Source organism: Sphingomonas paeninsulae (assembly GCF_003660165.1).
GTDB lineage: Bacteria > Pseudomonadota > Alphaproteobacteria > Sphingomonadales > Sphingomonadaceae > Sphingomonas_O > Sphingomonas_O paeninsulae.
In genome coordinates, this window is the sequence record NZ_CP032829.1 from 671912 (window position 1) to 690387 (window position 18476).

The 18476-nt window shown below is 59.4% G+C and carries 18 protein-coding genes; 9 read left to right on the forward strand and 9 right to left on the reverse strand.

All coding sequences use genetic code 11. The features are described 5' to 3' along the window. The first annotated feature begins 17 nt into the window (after positions 1 to 17). Positions 18 to 803 carry an AraC family transcriptional regulator gene (locus D3Y57_RS08645; RefSeq protein WP_121152649.1) on the forward strand — a complete coding sequence of 262 codons (786 nt, stop codon included), beginning with the start codon at positions 18 to 20 and terminating at the stop codon, positions 801 to 803. Between the two features lie 38 nt (positions 804 to 841). Here D3Y57_RS08645 and D3Y57_RS08650 read toward each other — a convergent pair whose 3' ends face one another. The 3 genes from D3Y57_RS08650 to D3Y57_RS08660 form a co-directional block, all read right to left on the reverse strand. After that, positions 842 to 1465: a YbhB/YbcL family Raf kinase inhibitor-like protein gene (locus tag D3Y57_RS08650; RefSeq protein ID WP_121152650.1), complete on the reverse strand. Its 624-nt coding sequence runs from the start codon at positions 1463 to 1465 to the stop codon at positions 842 to 844. Positions 1466 to 1585: 120 nt separating this feature from the next. Then, the gene (locus tag D3Y57_RS08655) at positions 1586 to 2755 is read right to left on the reverse strand and encodes a glycosyl transferase-like UDP-glucuronosyltransferase (protein ID WP_121152651.1); all 1170 of its coding nucleotides are present in this window, start codon (positions 2753 to 2755) and stop codon (positions 1586 to 1588) included. A gap of 8 nt (positions 2756 to 2763) precedes the next feature. Further along, positions 2764 to 3519: a competence/damage-inducible protein A gene (locus D3Y57_RS08660; protein WP_121155646.1), complete on the reverse strand. Its 756-nt coding sequence runs from the start codon at positions 3517 to 3519 to the stop codon at positions 2764 to 2766. 91 nt (positions 3520 to 3610) lie between these two features. Between D3Y57_RS08660 and map the strand changes: the two genes are divergently transcribed. The 5 genes from map (at position 3611) to D3Y57_RS08685 (ending at position 8600) form a co-directional block, all read left to right on the forward strand. Next, positions 3611 to 4435, forward strand: a complete 825-nt coding sequence (gene map / locus D3Y57_RS08665; RefSeq protein WP_121152652.1) for a type I methionyl aminopeptidase — start codon at positions 3611 to 3613, stop codon at positions 4433 to 4435. A 147-nt stretch (positions 4436 to 4582) separates the two neighbouring features. Continuing rightward, on the forward strand, positions 4583 to 4921 hold the full coding sequence (locus tag D3Y57_RS08670) for a P-II family nitrogen regulator (protein WP_121152653.1): 339 nt from the start codon (positions 4583 to 4585) through the stop codon (positions 4919 to 4921). 32 nt (positions 4922 to 4953) lie between these two features. Then, on the forward strand, positions 4954 to 6366 hold the full coding sequence (gene glnA, locus D3Y57_RS08675) for a type I glutamate--ammonia ligase (RefSeq protein WP_121152654.1): 1413 nt from the start codon (positions 4954 to 4956) through the stop codon (positions 6364 to 6366). A 133-nt stretch (positions 6367 to 6499) separates the two neighbouring features. After that, positions 6500 to 7924, forward strand: coding sequence for an aldehyde dehydrogenase family protein (locus D3Y57_RS08680; protein WP_121152655.1), 1425 nt, complete (start codon positions 6500 to 6502; stop codon positions 7922 to 7924). A 61-nt stretch (positions 7925 to 7985) separates the two neighbouring features. Continuing rightward, entirely contained in the window at positions 7986 to 8600 is a 615-nt protein-coding gene (locus tag D3Y57_RS08685) for a flavodoxin family protein (RefSeq protein ID WP_121155649.1), read from the forward strand. On the opposite strand, the gene D3Y57_RS08690 is transcribed toward D3Y57_RS08685, so the two are convergent. The 3 genes from D3Y57_RS08690 to D3Y57_RS08700 form a co-directional block, all read right to left on the reverse strand. Then, on the reverse strand, positions 8601 to 12722 hold the full coding sequence (locus tag D3Y57_RS08690; protein WP_239025999.1) for a translocation/assembly module TamB domain-containing protein: 4122 nt from the start codon (positions 12720 to 12722) through the stop codon (positions 8601 to 8603). It abuts the gene before it with no gap. After that, the gene (locus D3Y57_RS08695) at positions 12719 to 14632 is read right to left on the reverse strand and encodes an autotransporter assembly complex protein TamA (RefSeq protein ID WP_239026000.1); all 1914 of its coding nucleotides are present in this window, start codon (positions 14630 to 14632) and stop codon (positions 12719 to 12721) included. Before D3Y57_RS08695 ends, D3Y57_RS08690 begins: the two co-directional genes overlap by 4 nt. Positions 14633 to 14722: 90 nt before the next feature. Next, positions 14723 to 14932, reverse strand: a complete 210-nt coding sequence (locus tag D3Y57_RS08700) for a hypothetical protein (protein ID WP_121152657.1) — start codon at positions 14930 to 14932, stop codon at positions 14723 to 14725. Positions 14933 to 15063: 131 nt separating this feature from the next. On the opposite strand from D3Y57_RS08700, the gene D3Y57_RS20160 reads away from it, so the two are divergent. After that, positions 15064 to 15234 carry a hypothetical protein gene (locus D3Y57_RS20160; RefSeq protein ID WP_162987066.1) on the forward strand — a complete coding sequence of 57 codons (171 nt, stop codon included), beginning with the start codon at positions 15064 to 15066 and terminating at the stop codon, positions 15232 to 15234. On the opposite strand, the gene D3Y57_RS08705 is transcribed toward D3Y57_RS20160, so the two are convergent. Continuing rightward, entirely contained in the window at positions 15235 to 15900 is a 666-nt protein-coding gene (locus tag D3Y57_RS08705; protein WP_121152658.1) for a S24 family peptidase, read from the reverse strand. A gap of 88 nt (positions 15901 to 15988) precedes the next feature. Between D3Y57_RS08705 and D3Y57_RS20165 the strand changes: the two genes are divergently transcribed. Further along, positions 15989 to 16165: a hypothetical protein gene (locus D3Y57_RS20165; protein ID WP_162986982.1), complete on the forward strand. Its 177-nt coding sequence runs from the start codon at positions 15989 to 15991 to the stop codon at positions 16163 to 16165. Beyond that, positions 16162 to 16458 carry a hypothetical protein gene (locus D3Y57_RS08710; RefSeq protein ID WP_121152659.1) on the forward strand — a complete coding sequence of 99 codons (297 nt, stop codon included), beginning with the start codon at positions 16162 to 16164 and terminating at the stop codon, positions 16456 to 16458. The genes D3Y57_RS20165 and D3Y57_RS08710 overlap by 4 nt, the downstream gene beginning before the upstream one ends. Here the strand turns inward: D3Y57_RS08710 and D3Y57_RS08715 are convergent. Next, entirely contained in the window at positions 16455 to 17255 is an 801-nt protein-coding gene (locus D3Y57_RS08715; protein ID WP_121152660.1) for a hypothetical protein, read from the reverse strand. The genes D3Y57_RS08710 and D3Y57_RS08715 overlap by 4 nt on opposite strands. Positions 17256 to 17257: 2 nt before the next feature. Then, the gene (locus D3Y57_RS08720; protein WP_121155653.1) at positions 17258 to 18469 is read right to left on the reverse strand and encodes a TIGR04063 family PEP-CTERM/XrtA system glycosyltransferase; all 1212 of its coding nucleotides are present in this window, start codon (positions 18467 to 18469) and stop codon (positions 17258 to 17260) included. Positions 18470 to 18476: the final 7 nt, after the last annotated feature.

Here is an 18476-nt window from a genome sequence, read left to right on the forward strand (position 1 = left end):
CGACTGGGACACATTTCATGCCTTGGAACGATCCGGCCCTTGTCGAAGATATCGCCAGACCGATCGTAGGCATTGGCAATGAATATCCTGCGGCATTCGAACTGGATTGGCACCAGCATCGGCGAGGCCAGCTTTTGTATGCGGCGCGCGGCGTAGTGGTGGTCAGTACGCTTCAGGGCGCATGGGTTGCGCCACCGGAGCGCGCCATATGGACACCGGGCGGCTGCAGTCATTCAGTTAGAATGATCGGCGCAGTCAGCACCCGCAGCGTTCTTATCGAACCCGACGCGCGTGGTTCGCTCGGCAATCATAACAAAGTCATTCAGGTTTCGCCGTTACTCCGCAGCCTGCTGGAAGCGGCGTGCGACATTCCTCCGGAATATGATGTCGATGGCCGGGATGGCATAGTGATGACATTGCTTTTGGAGGAAATGGTCCGCGCACCGATCGTGCCACTTGCCGTGCCCTTTCCCAAGACGGTTGAGATGGCGCGCAAATGCCAGGTGTTCCTCGAAAGCCCAACACCGCACGATACGATCGACCTGTGGAGTGCCCATCTAGGCATGGGGCGGCGCGCCTTTACCCGCATATTCCGAAAGGAAACGGGATTGAGCTTTGGGGCATGGAAACAACAGGCATGCATTCTCGTCGCTTTGCCGAGGTTGGCCGAAGGCGTTTCGGTAACGACGATTGCTTTCGATCTGGGTTACGAAAGCGCCGCCGCCTTCACGACGATGTTCAAGCGGCTTATCGGTGTCGCGCCCAGCCATTACAGACCGGGCGGTTTGGTCCGAATAAAATAAAGTTCGCCACGCATCACTCTGCGCCGATTACGCGGGATTCAGGCAGTCGTCGGCGTTGTAGCGGTGAAACCGATCACGGCGTCATCACCGCGCGAATAGGTGCCAACCAGAATGCCAGCGGCCAGCACATTGCCCTTGATCGCGTTGACGAAACCAGAACGACCGGGATTTGAGCCGATATCCGCAGTCTTTGACAGCGCGAACAGCTGGAAAACATAATCGTGGCTGCCGTGGCCGGTAGGCGGATCGGGCGGAAGCCAACCCTCTGCAAGATAACTATTCCGGCCGACATCGCTGCCGTCGAGACTGCGCTTGCCGTCGGCAATGATCGCACCCTCGGCCAAACGGTTTTCATCGACGGGCAGGTTCCAGACAATGGCGTGGACGAGCGGACTGGTCGCGGGAGCATCAGGATCTTCGACGATCAGGGCAACACTCGTCGTCCCTTCGGGGGCGGAACCCCACACCAGTGGTGGCGATACGCCCTCCCCGTCGGCAGTGAAGCGGATGGGCAGACGCGCGCCACTGGCAAAAGCGGGGCTGGAGATGTCGAGGCGAACGCCGGTAGTGTAGATGCCATCCTGAGCTATAACGAGTTTCGAATGACCGGCGCGCACATTCTTGAGCATTTCGCCGATCCACTGGGGGACGTGTTCGAGCATCGGGATTCTCCTGCGTCGTTAAAGCTGAGACTTAGCATCTTTGGTCGAACGGTGCGCGCGGATTGCGGTTCCCCGATCGAGTGACTTCAGGCGGCCGGATTAGCTTGCCCCTATTTCAGTTCAGGAAATAGCAGAGGCCAGGGTCAGTAACCGATCCCCGAAATCCGGCTGCATCCGCGCGGCAAAATCCGGCGCTGCCTTTCTGACACGTAATGCGAGGGCTTCGTTGTCATAGGCCGTATTGATTGCGGCAGCGCAGGCATCGGCATCGATATAATGAAGTTGAACGCCTGTCCCGAGACCCGATGCCGAAAGCGCGCCAGCGTGAAGCTGTTTTTCCAGATCATAATAAGTGACCAGATGGGGTAGCCCGGCGAGCAGGGCGGAACAGAGAAAGCCGTGGCCGCCGTGTGAAACCACCAGTCGCGAACGGCGGGCAATTTCCCGCCACGTCACGGCGCTGGTTTCCACGATGAACCCTGCGCGGCGCAATTTTCCGACAAAGGTCGAGTCAGCATCGGGGATATAGATGCGCACGCGTTTACCGCTTTTGCGCAAAGCGTCCCACAACACGCTTTGGCCCATAGTTGCCGAAAAGGCATAGACGAATATCTCATCGCCGCTGCCGCTTCCATCGAACGACGCCGGGGCAATTCCGGGCGCGCACCACGGAGTCTGCCGAAACGCGCGATAGGGGTCGATCTCTTGGAAAGTTTCGACAAAATAGTGATCGGCAGAAAACAGAGCGGGCAGCGTCCGCAACGGGTCGCGACCGATCGAGCGCAGGTCCGCATCGATGATATCCAGCGCCATCGCTTCGTCAAAACCCGGTGCCCCTGCCAGCCGCGGCATCTCATCGAGATAGGCGGGAGGCTGAACGAAGCCGGTGCCCGATGAAACCGTGATTGCGCGACCGTGTGCCGCACAGAGCAACGCCGGTGCGAAATCGCCCACGACGATGTCAGGCTTCCAGGCCGATAATATGGCATCCCATCCCGACATAATCGCCGAAAGCGTGCCCGGCTTTTCGAGACCCAGCCGACAAAGTATGTCGATCATCGTCGAGGCGTGTCCCCAAACGGGAACGGCGGCACTGGCAAGCAGGCGCGGCCAGACCGGTGACTGAAAGATCGGGATGGTTACGTCACGCGATAGTCCCAGAGAATCGACCTGCTGGAGACCAAGGGCCACGTCATGACCAAGCGCGCGCAATTTGGCCGCAGCCGGTGCGGTCCTGACGACATGCCCGCGATTGGCACCCAGTTCCCAACCGATCAGGATACGCGCCATAGGCGACGCTAAATCCCGCCATCCACTGTAGGATGACCGATCGCGGCAAGTTGCGTGACCAGATCATGCGCGCAGGCGTCGATCGCGGCAGTCTCGGTCGACCGGATCACGAAGTTCGCGCCGGTCTTGCCATCGCGGAAGAATGGATAACTGCCGATCTGGCACTCTTCATGCGCTTTTTCAGTGGCGCGGAGGAGTTCGGCAACTTCGCTTTCGGCGATCCAGCAACCGACGGTGTGCGACAGCAGCGGCTTTCCGCCTTCGAGTTTACCCGACAACGCATCAAGCATCATCGCGGTGATGTGCGGCACACCCGCCATGATGAAGACATTACCGTGGCAGATACCCGGCGCTCCCGACATCCGGTTTTCGATCAGCGACGCGCCCTCTGGAACGCGCGCCATACGCAGACGCATCGGGGTCGCACCACCACGCGTCTCGTAATAGCCCTCGAGCACGGCGACCGCCTTTGGGTGGAAAACCACGGGTACGCCGAGCGCCTTTGCAATGGCATCGACAGTGATGTCATCGTGCGTCGGACCAATCCCACCCGTCGTAAACAGATAGTCGTTGCGGGCGCGAAGCTGATTTACCGCTTCGACAATGGCGTCCTCGACATCAGGAACAACGCGAACTTCGCCCAGCCTGATCCCCTGAAGGTTCAGCCACAGCGCGATTTGCGAGATATTCTTGTCCTGCGTGCGGCCTGAAAGGATTTCGTCGCCGATCACCACAAGCGCGGCGGTCCAGATGCGGTCGGCCAATTTGCCGGTCATTTGTGCGGTCGTCATATCCGATGCGTTAGCCCGAAGCGCCGCTCTCGCAAAGTCCGCAGCGAACGATTATGTGAGGGGAATGACCGAATATGTAAACATAGCCTCCGACGTCCGCAGCGCCCGTACAGGAGCCATCAAACTGCATGACGAAGCCGGATTTGCTGGAATGCGCGCTGCCGGACGGCTCGGTGCCGATGCGCTCGATGCGCTGGTTCCGCACGTCGTTCCCGGCGTTACCACAGGCGAGCTGGACGATATTGTGCGGGAAATCACGCTTCGCGGCGGCGGTGTGCCCGCAACGCTGGGTTATCGCGGTTTTACGCATAGCTGCTGCACGTCGATCAACCATGTCGTCTGTCACGGCATTCCGGGAAGCAAAGTTCTGCGAGACGGCGATATCGTCAACATCGACGTGACGCCGCTGCTCGATCGATGGCACGGCGATACCAGCCGGATGTTTCTGGTCGGTGACGTCCCGATCAAGGCGCGGCGGCTTGTCGACGTGACCTATGAATGCCTCATGCTGGGGATAGAGCAGGCCAAACCCGGCAATACGATGGGCGATGTCGCCCATGCGATCCAAACGTTCGCCGAAAAGCATCGCTACGGTATCGTCCGCGATTTCTGCGGTCACGGAGTCGGACGCCTGTTTCACGATGCCCCCGAAGTCGTCCACGCCGGACGACCCGGCACCGGCCCCGAACTACGGCCCGGAATGTTCTTCACGATCGAACCGATGATCAATATCGGCCGCCATGATGTAAAGATGCTTGATGATGGCTGGACGGCCGTGACTCGGGACAAGACACTGTCGGCGCAATTCGAACATTCGGTGGGAATCACCGAGTCGGGCTGCGAAATCTTCACGAAGAGTCCCAAGGGCCTCGATCGACCACCCTATTAAGTCGAAAAATCTGCCTTTAATTTGGGCAGCACGCTCGACTCTGCACAACGACAATGCAACTCAGGGATCGCTTGCAAAAGCTGCACGGGTAAATGTTGCGTTGCGGCGATTGGCACGTTTATTGTTTGTCCAGCGCTGGGGAAGACCATGAAAAAAATCGAAGCGATCATCAAACCGTTCAAACTCGATGAAGTGAAGGAAGCCCTTCACGACGTTGGCGTTAGCGGCATTACCGTCACCGAGGCCAAAGGCTTTGGACGGCAAAAAGGCCATACGGAGCTGTATCGCGGCGCTGAATACGTCGTGGACTTCCTGCCGAAGGTTAAGCTGGAAGTGGTCGTGGACGACGACATGGCAGCGCGCGTGGTCGAGGCGATTGCCGCGGCCGCACAAACGGGCCGTATTGGCGATGGCAAGATTTTCGTGATGCCCGTCGAAAGCGTCCTTCGCATCCGCACCGGCGAAACCGACAGCGACGCAATTTAATTCAACCGTTTACCGAGCAAAGGGCAATCTAAATGGCGAATACTCCGCAGACCATCCTCGACATGATTAAGGAGCAGGAAATCGAATGGGTCGATGTCCGCTTCACCGATACAAAGGGGGCCTGGCACCATCTGACGATGGTTTCGTCGGTGATCGGCGAGAATGAGCTGACTGACGGCCTGATGTTCGACGGTTCGTCGATCGAAGGCTGGAAGGAAATCAACGAGTCCGACATGATCCTGAAGCCGGATCTGGACGCGGTTTATATCGATCCATTCTCAGCGACACCGATGCTGATTCTGGTCTGCGACATTGTCGAGCCAGAGGACGGTTCGCTCTATGCCCGCGATCCACGTTCGACGGCCAAGCGCGCCGAAACTTTCCTCGCTTCGACCGGCCTTGGCGACACGGTTTATATCGGACCTGAGCCTGAATTCTTCATGTTCGACAGCGTCGAATTCGATAACACCTATGCATCGAGCTATTACAAGCTCGACGATGTCGAACTGCCAACCAACACCGGCACAACGTATGAAGGCGGCAACATGGGCCATCGCCCCCGTGCCAAGGGTGGGTATTTCCCCGTTGGTCCGGTCGATGTGACGACCGACATCCGTGCGGAAATGACGTCGACGATGATCGAAATGGGCCTGCCCATGGACAAGCATCACCACGAAGTCGCGGGCAGCCAGCATGAGCTTGGTCTGACCTTCGGCAAGCTGGTCGAAACCTGCGATCGCATCCAGATTTACAAATACGTCGTGAAGATGGTCGCCCAGGCGTATGGCAAGACGGCCACATTCATGCCGAAGCCGATCAAGGCCGATAACGGTTCGGGAATGCACACGCACATCTCGATCTGGAACAAGGGCAAGAACACGTTTGCGGGCAATGGCTATGCCGGTCTGTCCGACACTTGCCTGTATTTCATCGGTGGTGTGGTCAAGCACGCCAAGGCGCTGAACGCATTCACCAACCCGACCACCAACAGCTACAAGCGTCTGGTGCCGGGTTATGAAGCACCTGTGTTGCTCGCTTATTCGGCGCGTAACCGTTCGGCCGCATGCCGCATCCCTTATGGTGCGGGCGAAAAGGCCAAGCGCGTTGAGTTCCGTTTCCCCGACCCACTCGCCAACCCTTATCTCGCCACCGCGGCGTTGCTGATGGCGGGCATCGACGGCATCCAGAACAAGATCCATCCGGGCGAGCCGATGGACAAGAACCTGTACGACCTGCCGCCCGTCGAATTGGCAGCAGTGCCAACCGTCTGCGGTTCGTTGCGTGAAGCACTGGACAGCCTGATCGCCGATCACGACTTCCTGTTGAAGGGCGGCGTGTTCACCAAGGATCAGATCGATGCCTATATCGAACTGAAATGGCCCGAAGTTGCGCGCTGGGAAATGTCCCCTTCGCCGGTCGAGTTCGACATGTACTATTCGGCCTGATCCGAAACCTTTTCGTTCAGGCGCGGCCCGGAGAGCAATCTCCGGGCCTTTCTTTTTGAGCCGCGCAGCCCCAACTAAGGCTTGGCAAATTGCAATCGGCCCGCTTCGAGCCGGACATTAGGAGAGCGAACGCGTGGAAAGCTATCTCAAGCATTTTATCGACGGCAAATGGGTCGAGAGCATTGGCGGCACCCGGCACGAGGTAATCAGCCCATCGACCGAAGAGCCTTGCACTGAAATCATGATCGGATCGCAAGCCGATGTTGACGCAGCCGTGGCAGCGGCGCGCAAGGCGTTCGTGACATTCTCGCAAACCTCGGTTCAGGAGCGGCTGGCGTTGCTGGGCCGTATTTCTGCCGAATTCAAAAAACGCGTCGCCGACCTTGGCAAATCGATGGCAACCGAGATGGGCGCACCGCTATCGTTTGCGAGTACCGCGCAGGCTTATTCGGGCATCGCACATTTCGGTCACACGGCAAAGGCGCTGGCGGAGTTCCAGTTTTCAGAGACAGTCGGCACGACTCATGTGGTTCACGAACCGATCGGTGTGGTCGGCATGATCACGCCATGGAACTGGCCACTGAATCAGATTGCATTGAAAGTCGCCCCGGCGATCGCGGCAGGCAACACGATGGTCTTGAAACCGTCGGAGGAATGCCCCGGCAATGCGGCAATCTTTGCCGAGATCCTCGAGGCTGCGGGTGTACCGGCGGGCGTATTTAATCTGGTGCAGGGCAATGGACCGATCACAGGAGCGGCGATCTCCGCTCACCCCGATATCGACATGGTCAGTTTCACAGGGTCGACCCGCGCCGGAATCCTGATTGCCAAATCCGCCGCCGATACGGTAAAACGCGTCCATACCGAACTGGGTGGCAAGGCTGCCAATCTCGTGTTGCAAGGGGCCGATCTTGCAACGGTGCTGCCGCCAACTGTTGCGGGTGTCGTCGCCAATTCGGGTCAAAGCTGCATCGCACCGACGCGTATTCTTGTGCACAAGAATCAGGAAAGCGAAGCTGTCGGGTTCATCAAGGGCATCCTTGAGGGAACGGCGGTCGGTGACCCGCTGCAAGAGGGTGCACATATCGGGCCGGTCGTAAACAAGGCGCAATATGATAAAATCCAGGGGCTGATCCAGTCTGCCATCGACGAAGGGGCTAAGCTGGAAACCGGCGGAACCGGTCTGCCCCCGGAACTCAATCGCGGTTATTATGTCCGCCCAACTTTGTTCAGCGGCGTCACCGCCGACATGCGGATTGCCAATGAAGAGATTTTCGGGCCTGTCGCAACAGTGATGACTTACTCTACCGACGCCGAAGCCATCGAGATCGTCAATGCGACACCATACGGGCTTTCGGCAACAATCTCTGGCGACCCGGCGGCAGCGGCGAAAGTCGCCCCGAAATTGCGCGCGGGTATCGTTACGATCAACAGTTGGGCACCCGATGGGCAAACCCCATTTGGTGGTTACAAACAATCAGGCAACGGGCGCGAGGGCGGTGTTTATGGCCTGCGCGAGTTCATGGAAATTAAGTCGATCATCGGCGCGCCTGCATAAATCGGCCGGAACATAATGCTTTACGCTTCGTCCTTTGGGATCATATCCAAAGGACGAAGCCATGGCTCTCTCTGCAATCGCTCTCAACTGCTCCCTCAAAGCAAAAGGAGACAGTTCGACCGATGCGATGATCAGGGTGCTGGCCGAAGCGTTCGGAAAGCACGATGCCAAACTTACCGAAACTATCCGTATATCCGCCGAGAACGTCAAAACCGGTGTTTCATCCGATGAAGGCGACGGCGATGCGTGGCCCGCGATCCGACAGAAAATCCTTGCCGCCGATATCCTGATTTTCGGGACGCCGATCTGGATGGGCCAGATGGGCAGCGTTGCGAAACGCGTACTCGAACGAATGGACGCTTTTCTAAGCGAAACCGATGAGGCCGGCCGTCAACCAAGTTTCGGAAAAGTTGCAGTCGCGGCAATCGTCGGGAACGAGGATGGCGCCCATATCTCGAGCGCACAGATATTCCAGTCGCTGAACGATACCGGCTGGACGATCCCCGCCGCTGCTGTGTGCTATTGGGTGGGCGAAGCGATGGGCGATATCGACTTCAAGGATTTGTCCAAGACGCCTGACAAGGTGTTGGAGACCGCCGCGATGACGGCCGCGAATGCCGCGCACCTTGCAAAGTTATTAAAGGGGAAAACATATCCGGGCATGCCGGACAACTAATCAATAATCCTTCGACACGCGGACGGCGGCACTGGTTCGACCGATCGTCGAGATCGACGACAACAGCGACAGCCAGCGCGTAATCTGAAATTCGACGCGGCTCGCGGAATAGCCCTGCCCGTCGCTAATCACTTCGACATAAGTGCGGCGGGTAATGTATTTGCCCGCCGCCAGCGCGGTTTTTGAACCCGTCGTCGCATCGGCAGGCAGGATGCGCAGGCGGTCTAGCCCGATTGCCTGACGCAGCGCGTTAATCGGGTTCAGCCCGCCCCCCGAATTGCGCAACGACGCGACGGCCGCTGCCAGTTGCAATGCTTCGGGCGCGGAGAGGTTGGTTATCGAAGTCCCGAACAACAACCGCGATAACAGTTCATCCTGTGGCAAGGCAGGGATACTGGTAAATGTAATGTCGGGTTTTTGCCCCGTCCCGGTGACGCGCACCGTTGCGTTCAGCGACTGGGCGTTCGATGTTGCCTCTATGTCGATAACCGGATCGATTGGCGTGGTTCCAGTAAATCTGATCGTCCCCTTGTCGAGGTCGAAACGCTTGCCCGCAAACTCATAGCCACCGCGGAGAAGGTCGGCACGACCCAATATGCGCGGCTCATCCAGCGTGCCACCTATATCCAGATTTGCGCGCCATTCGCTGTCGAGACCCAGTCCCGTAACGGAAAGCCGGTTTGCAGCCTTCGCCTTGACCGCCAGCGACCACGAAATGGGTGGACTTTGAACAGCCAGATCGCTCGCGGGGCGATTCAGTTCCCTAACATTCAGCCGCGGAATGGTAGCGGCAGCACTGGCCTGGCCTAGTCGAAAGGAGCTGTGGTTCAGTTCCAGCGTTCCGGCAATGCTACCCGAACCACCATCGGACTTAATCGAGAGCGGACCGGTGACCGTCGCTGAAATATCATCGCGCCTGATGATGTCGGCCTGTTGCGCATTCCCAACGATATCGATGCCAAAGCCGTTAGCCGCCGACAGGTCGAAGGTCGCGCGCCCGGTCAACGTTCCCTTTCCTGCGGTCGCCGAAAAGCTCTGGATAACGAGTTTCGATCCGCCGAACACGCCGCTGGCTTTCATGCCCGTCAACACGGTCCCGCTCAGTGGGCTTTCAAGGCGCAGATTTTCGGTTTTGATCGATCCCCTGATCTGCGGATCGCCCAATCGCCCGCCGATATCGGCACCGACAGCGATCGGGCCAGAGATATCGAAGCTCTCGATCCCGGTCAGACGCCACAACGTGTCGGCTGGTCCATTGTAGCGGAGTTGCGCGAACAGAGGAGCGTTGGTCAGGCGCTCGATCAGCGTACCAGAAGTGGGGAGCGGCGCGATCCGGGCCTGCGCCTGCCCGATGGTCGTACCGCCGCTGGCCGCGACCGCGCGCATGACTGCTCCACGCGCATCCAGCGCAGCGATGACACCGACGTCGATCGGCCGGGAGGACAGCACCAGCCCCGAACGGGTTAGTCCACGGATGCGCAAATCGGCGCGGCCTGTCGGTGCAGCCCCAGTTGCAGTTTGAGCAAAATTGACATGACCACTGGCAATGCCGCCGAGAGCCAGTCGCGGATACAATATATCGAGGACCGTCAGCGGCATTCGCACCACATCGGCATCGACGGCGATCCCACTGTCGCCGAACCGTCCGCCGACCTTTGCCGACCCGCCGGCAAAGCTCAGCGCGGTCGGAGCGAGCGCCCATCCGCTGCCGTCGCGCATGACGATGCCAGGTGCATCCAGCTTGATCGGCTTACCGTCGATCGTTCCCTGCAGCGCGACGGCGAGCCGGTTCGGCGCGACTTGCGTGACCGTCTGAATATCGAATGCACGCCCGCGCGATCCGGCGAGCGAGGCTTTCACCTCACCCACACCATCCAGCAGGTGAACATTGGCGGCAAGGCGCGCGAGGCCGATGCCGCCATAACGAAGCCCCTGCCCCTGTATCGTCGCATCGACATCCGTACCTTTTGGATCGAGCAGCAGGACAGCATCTACCTGTCCACGACGGGCGGCGATCAAGGGTGGACCATTCAGCGTTGCATCGCGAGCCGTGAGGTGCGCTTCGATACGCTGAACACCGCCTTGAGGAGCAAACGCGAGCCTTCCCGAAATACCGCTGCCCGATAAGGCAAGTTGTCCATCGAGGCTGCCCGACACAGGCCGAAGCTGACCTTTGGCGACGAGCCCCGACGCCACGATCTGGCCGAACTGAATAACCGCCTGCCCGCCAGAAGGCAGCAAAATCGCGCCATTACCAGCGAACGGACCGATTAATGAACCACCGGCGGCCTGCCACTGGAACCCCTCAGCCGTTGGGTCTAGGTGCGCACGAACATCGCGCAGACCGAGTGAATCCATCGGTCGGGCAAGCTGCAGGTCGAGCGTCGGCCGGTCGATCCGGCCGTCGAGGATCATTTTCAACGGGCCATATTGCCGCTGCACGCCACTCCCTTCAAAATGGAAAGAGCCGTCCTTGCGACGATAACCATTGCCGGTCAGTCGCAACGCGGGTGCAGTCAGTTTCAGGTTGATGAAGTGAACCAGACCATCGACGTCGCGCTCCAGCCCCGTATCAATATAGGGCAGCCCGCCAGCCAGCCCGGCAAGAAAATTGTTATCGAAACGCCGCACCCACGCCTGCCCGCGACCGATGACTCGCGTCCCGCGACCATTCGCGCCGGGCACGATCTTCAACTCGCTTTTGACATCCACGATGCCGAGGCCGGGGATCAGGTAGCGACCGAGCTGCCCGGCAAGTCCGATGTCATACTTGCCCGTCGCCAGATCGACGAGCAGCGAAACCTTGCCATTGAGCTTGTCAGATTTCAGGATGAGACCATCGCCGCTGATTATCTTCGACGTCACTCGTAACAAACCCTGCACGCTGATATTGCCGAGGATACCACCCGCCACATCGCCGACGCCGGTCACGCGCCGTGCGGTCAATTTCAGAGGAACGATAACCGGTGTTGGCGACAATCGCCCCCGACCGGTCGCGCGCACCGTCTCGAACCCCGTCGTGTCGAATGCCGCCCGATCAGCAGTCAGCAAATAGTCAAACGTCGCAGTTGCAAAGGTGCCATCGAGCAGCATTTTCAGCTTTACGTTCTGGCCGGTCATGTTCGGAAACAGCGCCGCCGGCCGCAGCAGGCGCATGTCGATCCGCATCCCGTCGAACGCGCTGTTGGCAAGGTCAACGATGCCGTTCGCGCTCAGCGCGAGCGAGGGTGAGCCCAGCGCCAGATGCGTATCGAGCCGACGATTGACGAGCATGGCATTACCCTTCACGCGCACTGATGGCGCGCTGAGCGACATCAGCTTACCGTGCGCAACCAGCGAGGGCACAATCCGTCCATCGAGGTCATAACGGCCCTTGCCCGCGGTGAGGTCGAGCGAAGCGATGCGCGCACCCGAGGCGTCTCCCGTCAGGCTACCGTGCCAGTCGGTCCAGCTTCCATCTCCGCCCAGACGAATCTTCACGGGACGCTGCGTGCCGATAATTGCGCCGAATACGCCGCCCGAAGGCGCGTTCAGTGCTGCACCGATATCGAACTTGTTGCGATCGGGTTCGGCATCGAGGCGAAACGCCAGCCTGTCTCCCGCTGCACGCGCATCCAAAGCGATCATGGCGCGCCCGTCACGAATATCGGCCCGCCCCGTCACTGACCCGGTCCGCGGCGTGCCCGAAACTTTATCGCCAATCGTCAAACGTGTGATTTCGAGTTTGCCGATCCGAATATCGAAACTGGGCAGGATTAGCCCTTTTTTGCCTGTGGGCTTCAAATTCGGCAAACGGTGCAGCGTTGCCGCTGGCGCAATCAGGCTGGCGATATCCAATCGGTTGGATGCATAAGCAAAGGGCGACCAGTCGAGCGCAACGTCACCGCTTTCGAAAAAGACGCCTCCGCTGTCCGACACACGCAGATCACGGATATGAACCTGACCATAGATCGACCCGTCGATACGACCGACCTTGAAGCGCAACCCCGAAGCCGGCGCTATTTCCGCAATACGATCTGCGATAAAACGGTGCCCGATGCTGGTGTCGGCAAGCCAGAACGCTGCGGCAATCAGCAGCAGAAAACCCAGCAGCGCGCCGCCTATCCATTTCAGCAGCTTCAAAACGCCTGCCCCAGCGAGACGTAAACGGCGACCGGCGTTTCCCCGGGGCGACGCGCGAGCGGTGTGCCAACGTCGATGCGGATCGGACCAAAGCTGGAATAATAGCGCAACCCAAGACCCGCACCGAGGCGCAGTCCGGTGAATTTGGGATAGGCTGTCGAATAAATATTACCGCCATCGAGGAACGGCACGATCCCGAAGTTGCCGCCGAATGCCTTTGGTCGGACACGCGCTTCGATCGAAAACTCCGCCAGACTGCGCCCCCCGATCGGCTGGTCGAGCACATTGCGGGGGCCGATTTCCTGATAGCCGAAACCGCGTACCGAACCGCCGCCGCCCGAATAGAACAGCCGCGACGGGGCAATGTCCTCACGCGACGCGCCCGCGATCCCACCGACACGCACCCTGCCCGCGATGACAAGCCGTTTTCCGAACGGCTGATAGTAACTGCTGTCGATCTGCGCTCGCGCGTAAGCAAAGGTTCCACCCTGAAATGACACTTCCGGCGACAGTCGCGCCGACAGTCGGAAACCCCGCGTCGGGTTCAGCAAATCGTCCGAGCCATCATAGGCGAGCGTGCCGGGCAGCGCGCCGATAAAGAACGTACGGCGCTGGGCAATACCAACCGTCGCGACAAAATCGCGTTCACTCGAAGCGATCAGTTCAGCCCCGAAACTATAAGTCCATTTCTTTTGCCAGATGATGTTCGTCTGACGCTCGAGATTGGCGCCCAGTTCGACAGTGTTCGCATCATATGCGGCGAGGTTCGTATGGCTAATCAAAAAGCGGCTATTCATAACAACGTCGCGCTCGGTGAAATTACCCATTCGCAACGTCGTGCCGAGGGATTGTTCTTTCGTGCCCGCTACACCACGAAACGTCACAGCACCTTCGGGATGGATCAAATCGCGATTTTGCCAACTGGTCTCGACGCGGAACCCTTCGCCGGTGCCATAGCCAACTTCGCCCGCGATCGTGCGCTTCGGTGCCGGTTCCATCGTTGCCTTAATATCAACGGCGTCGACACCGACCGCAACAGGTTCGAGCGTGACCGAAGAAACCAGCCCGGTCGCGATCAGTCCGCGGCGAAGATCGTCGACCATCGCCTGGTCATAAGTTTCACCGGGCCGGAACCGCGCGATCGTCTGAACATGTTTTGCCCCGAACGGTGACTTTTTACCTGCAACCCTGATGCCGCCGAATTTGCGCAAACTGCCCGGATCAACCACGAGGGCGAGCGTGGCGGCGAGGGTTTCATGATCGACCACGACTTCGGAACCGGCGACCTTGGCGAAAGGAAAACCCTCTCGTCCAAGTTTCTCGCGCAGGGCAAGTTCACCGGCGACGACCGTATCGGCATCAACCGGGGTATCGACCTTTACCCCGAATGCCTTACGCAATTTGTCCGCCTTGCCAGCGGTGGGGGCCAGTCCGGTAACCTCAACATCGGTAAATCGGTAAAGCGGTCCCGGATCGACAGTCAATTTAACCGTCAGTCGTCCCCCCGCAGGAGCGACCGACGTACTAACGTCGGCGTCGTAATAACCAGCCGCACGCAACAGGCTCGATAACAGTTCGGCATCGTCGCGGGCGCGTCGGTCGATCTGGGCGACGTTGGCTGGTTTGGATGCTCCCGATTCCAGAACCGACAGCGCATCGAATCGGCTTTCGACCTCGCCGCCGATGCCCTTTAACCCCTCGACTTCGACGGCGTAACGCTGATCGTCGCCAACCTCTGTCGTCTGGGCCGCGCTAATTGGAGCGTCACCTTCGACCGGGTCGCGGGAATTCAGATCGGGCCAGGGAATGCCAATATCGGGCAGCGGTGCCATCGGCGAATTCGGGTCGAGAGCAGGTGCCTCTTGTGCAGACGCAGGGCATCCGATCGCGGCAAGGAGGGTCGTAGCCACGAAAAACGCTGAGCGCTGCGGCATCCGAACACCAAACATTCGAAGCAAACTAACGGCTTAAACGAGCCGCCGCCATCGCTTTTGTGTGTGTTAGTGAACTGTGCCCACTGCATCGGGTCCGGCAAGCACCGCGATCAACCGTTCGATCTGCCTCCAGCGACAGAATCCCACGACATTCCCGCGGTCGCGACTGGACTCCGCACGCGATGCCGCCTCGAATCCCGCATCGTCGCCAAACGCCAAAATCAGCGCGTCGGCATCGACGACGGTTTGGCGATCGGCAACATAAGGTATCGACATCTGGATTCCTGAATTTGTGTGAGCGGCAGCTATAATGGCAGGGTTCTGCCAAATCGCGCATCAGGGTGGTGAACGAAAGATTGACCAATACCCCTCTGGCGACCGGAGCATTGCCGTGCCAAGGGAGCGATATGGCCGAACGTCCCCAAAATACCCGCAGTGGCGGAATCTTCATTGCGATCGGCGCGTTCGCAGGCGTCTTCATCGGGCGTTCCTATGGGCAGCCAACGATCGGGTTCATTAGCGGGCTGACAATCGGTGGCGTGCTGGCGCTGCTGCTCTGGCTGAAAGACCGGCGTTGATTATCTGAGTTTGCGACCGACCCAGACCACGCGGCCGATGAGTTCGATCTTGCTCAGGTCGCAGTCCGGCCAGCTTGGATAGGCAGCATTGTCGCTCTTGATCGTCACGCTGCGCGAAACCGGGTTGATCGCGAGCCGCTTCACATTCAGCGCATCGTCGATCCGCAGGACATAGATACCATCGCGCAAACGGTCTGGGCCATCGGACCGGTCGACCAGAATGTCATCGCCATCGGCCAGCGTCGGCACCATCGAATCGCCCTCGACCTGAATGACCGAAACCGATGCGGGATTGGCGGTGACCGACCGAAGCCACTTCGCATCGAAACCGATCTGGCCCGACACGCTATCCGAATCATGGAGCGACCCCGGACCAGCCGAGGCGTGCGCCGCGATTTTCGGGATGGCGATTAACCCGGACACTCCCCGTTTTATTGCGGTTGCCGCCGTAACCTCTGGTACCGAAGGGCCGCCGAGTGCTGACTCGGGTACGCCGAAATAACGCGAGAGTGTACGGCGGTCGTTTTCGTCGAGCTTTTTCGGAACGCCCCTGCGGATGTATTGCTGAATATAGGCGGCGTTGCGACCGATCAGCCGCGACAGTGCCACATAATCCTCTCCGCGTTCACGGATCAGCCGTTCAAGTGTTTCGCGCGCATCAACCATCAAATCGACATAGCGATAGGAAAACTCCTAGACAAGTAGGAAATTGCCGATGAAATAGGAAATTACCTATTCACGGAGTCGGGGAACGATGATGTATTTGCTACGCAGGATTGAGGTTCATTTGCGCCAGACGGGAATGGCCCCCACGCGCTTTGGACGCGAGGCGGTTCGCGACCCTCGACTGATCCATGACATGAAGCGTGGCCGCGAGCCGGGCAACGCCATCACCGCACGCATTCTCGCCTTTATCGAGTCGCGCAAATGAGCCGTGACGTCAGCAATCGCCTCATTCGCGCCTTGTCGGTCTATTTCGGGCCGCTTTCTGCTGTCGATCACCGCACGTCGAAATGGTCGAGCGCAACCTTTACAGGCACGCGCCACATGATCTGGTTCGATATTGGCCCGTGCGACAAGCTAGGCACGCTGATCCAGAATTTGCCCGAAGCCGACCTCCCGATGCCCGGCCATTTTGTCGCGGATATCGAACTGGCTGAACGCAATGATCTGCCTGAGAGTGTGCGGTTGGGACTACGCGCACTGACGATCGCGGAGGCTTAAAGTGAAGCGAATTTCTTCAACGCACCGAGCGCCTGGCGGAAGCCGTCATGGTCAGCCCCGGACTGGGGCTGGTCATTGTCGGAAACGATCCAGTCTTTCGAAAGCGCCAGAGGGGACGGCGCGGACGCTGGAGAATCCGGGCCAGGGTCGTTCGCGGCGCGACGGGCAAGGCCGGCTTCGAGGCGGCGGATCAGCGACTGGATCGAGTCGTCATTGTCCGGCGTATCCGAAGGGGGCAGGTCGAATTCAACGGCGCTCAACGGTTTTTCGAGTTCCGGTTCGGGAGTCAGTGTGCTGTGATCGACCGCTGAAAGCGGCTCGGGCAAAGGCTCCGGCTCGGTCCGAAGAATCGGTGCCACTTCCGGTTCGATTGACTGCAGCGCCGGAGCGATTGCTTCGTCCGACATCAACGGCGCACCCAGTTCGGTTGGCGCAAAAATCGGCCGGCGCCGTCCTTCGACCTTCACGGGCTCATCCTCTTCCGAATAGCCCTCATCGTGCCACGACGGTGCCGGCTTGCTAGAAGAAGGCTTCAGCGCCTTTTCGATGAGCTCGAGGACAAGCCACAACCCACCGCCGACGACAATGAAACCAAGCGCCATCGCCAGCACACGCGCGGTCAGCCCCAGCGGCGGCGCAGCGAACGACAGAATGGATGGCAGACCGCTTTCCACAACGGCTTTGTCGAACATCCACGCGGGCATGGCCGCGACGAGGATTGCCGCAACCGCGCCGAACATGACCCCGACCACTGGGGCCAGAGGGGTGCGGCTTACGCGTCGTGCTAGTGTCACCATGATCAACGATCCTGTTGCGGCCGGCGAGCAGCCAGCTTTTGATAAACAGGTTCGTAACGAGAAATGTTTGACGACCAGTTACGTTCGCGTTCAACAAACTTGCGCGCCGTTGCCCGACGTTCCTTCCAATGGCCCCGATCTTCGAAAATTGCGGCCAGCGCACGCGCTATCGCGGCCGGATCGTCGGGCGCGAACAGGGTTCCGGTAACGCCATCCTCGATCAGTTCGCGGTGGCCGCCAACATTCGAGGCCGCAACAAGCTTACCCTGCGCCATCGCCTCAAGAGGCTTTAATGGCGTAACAAGGTCTGTCAGCCGCATTTTCTTACGCGGATAGGCCAGCACGTCGATCAGGCTGTAATAACGCTCAACCTCCTCGTGCGGCACGCGTCCGACGAAATGGATGCGTTCGGAGACGGGTGAAGCCGCCGCCTGAGCGTGCAGGGAAGTCTCCATCGGACCGCCACCGACCAACAGTAAATGTGCCTTTGGACGCGCACCAACCAGCGCAGGCATCGCGGCGATCAGGTCGTCCAGCCCCTCATAATCATAATAGCTGCCAATGAATCCGACCACATCGGCACCGTCCAGCCCGAGTCGCCGGATCAATGCCGGGTCGGGTTTCACCGGTTTTCCGAACATCCCGAGATCGACGCCATTGGGCGACACCATGATCTTTTCGGGAGTAATACCGCGCGAAACCAGATCATCGCGCAGCCCCTCGCAGATAACCGCAACCGCGTCGGCACGCCGGACGGCCAGCGTTTCGAGCGCCTTGATCGCGCGATAGCGGAGCGACCCTTCCCGCCCCGTTCCGTTACCGACGGCGGCATCCTCCCAAAAGGCGCGGATTTCGTAGAGCAGCGGCAAACCACGACGTTTCGCCACACGAAGCGCCGCCAGCGCATCGAGAACGGGGGAATGTGCGTGCAGAATGTCGGGGCGAAATGCCTCTACTACGCTGTCGATGCGAGTCGCGAACGCCGATATCTCGGCAATTTCACGAAGCCCCTTTTTTGTATTGGTCAGCGGCGACGTGCGGTCGAATGTTAATCCATCGAATACACCGGCGGGCGCATCGTCCTCTTGCCGCAGCCCCGTAACGCCGCGCACGTCCCACCCCTGCGCGATCTGCGCTTTCATGATCGCACGCGTGCGGAAAGTGTAGCCGCTGTGCAGCGGCAAGCTATGGTCGAGAATGTGAAGGATACGCATATTCACC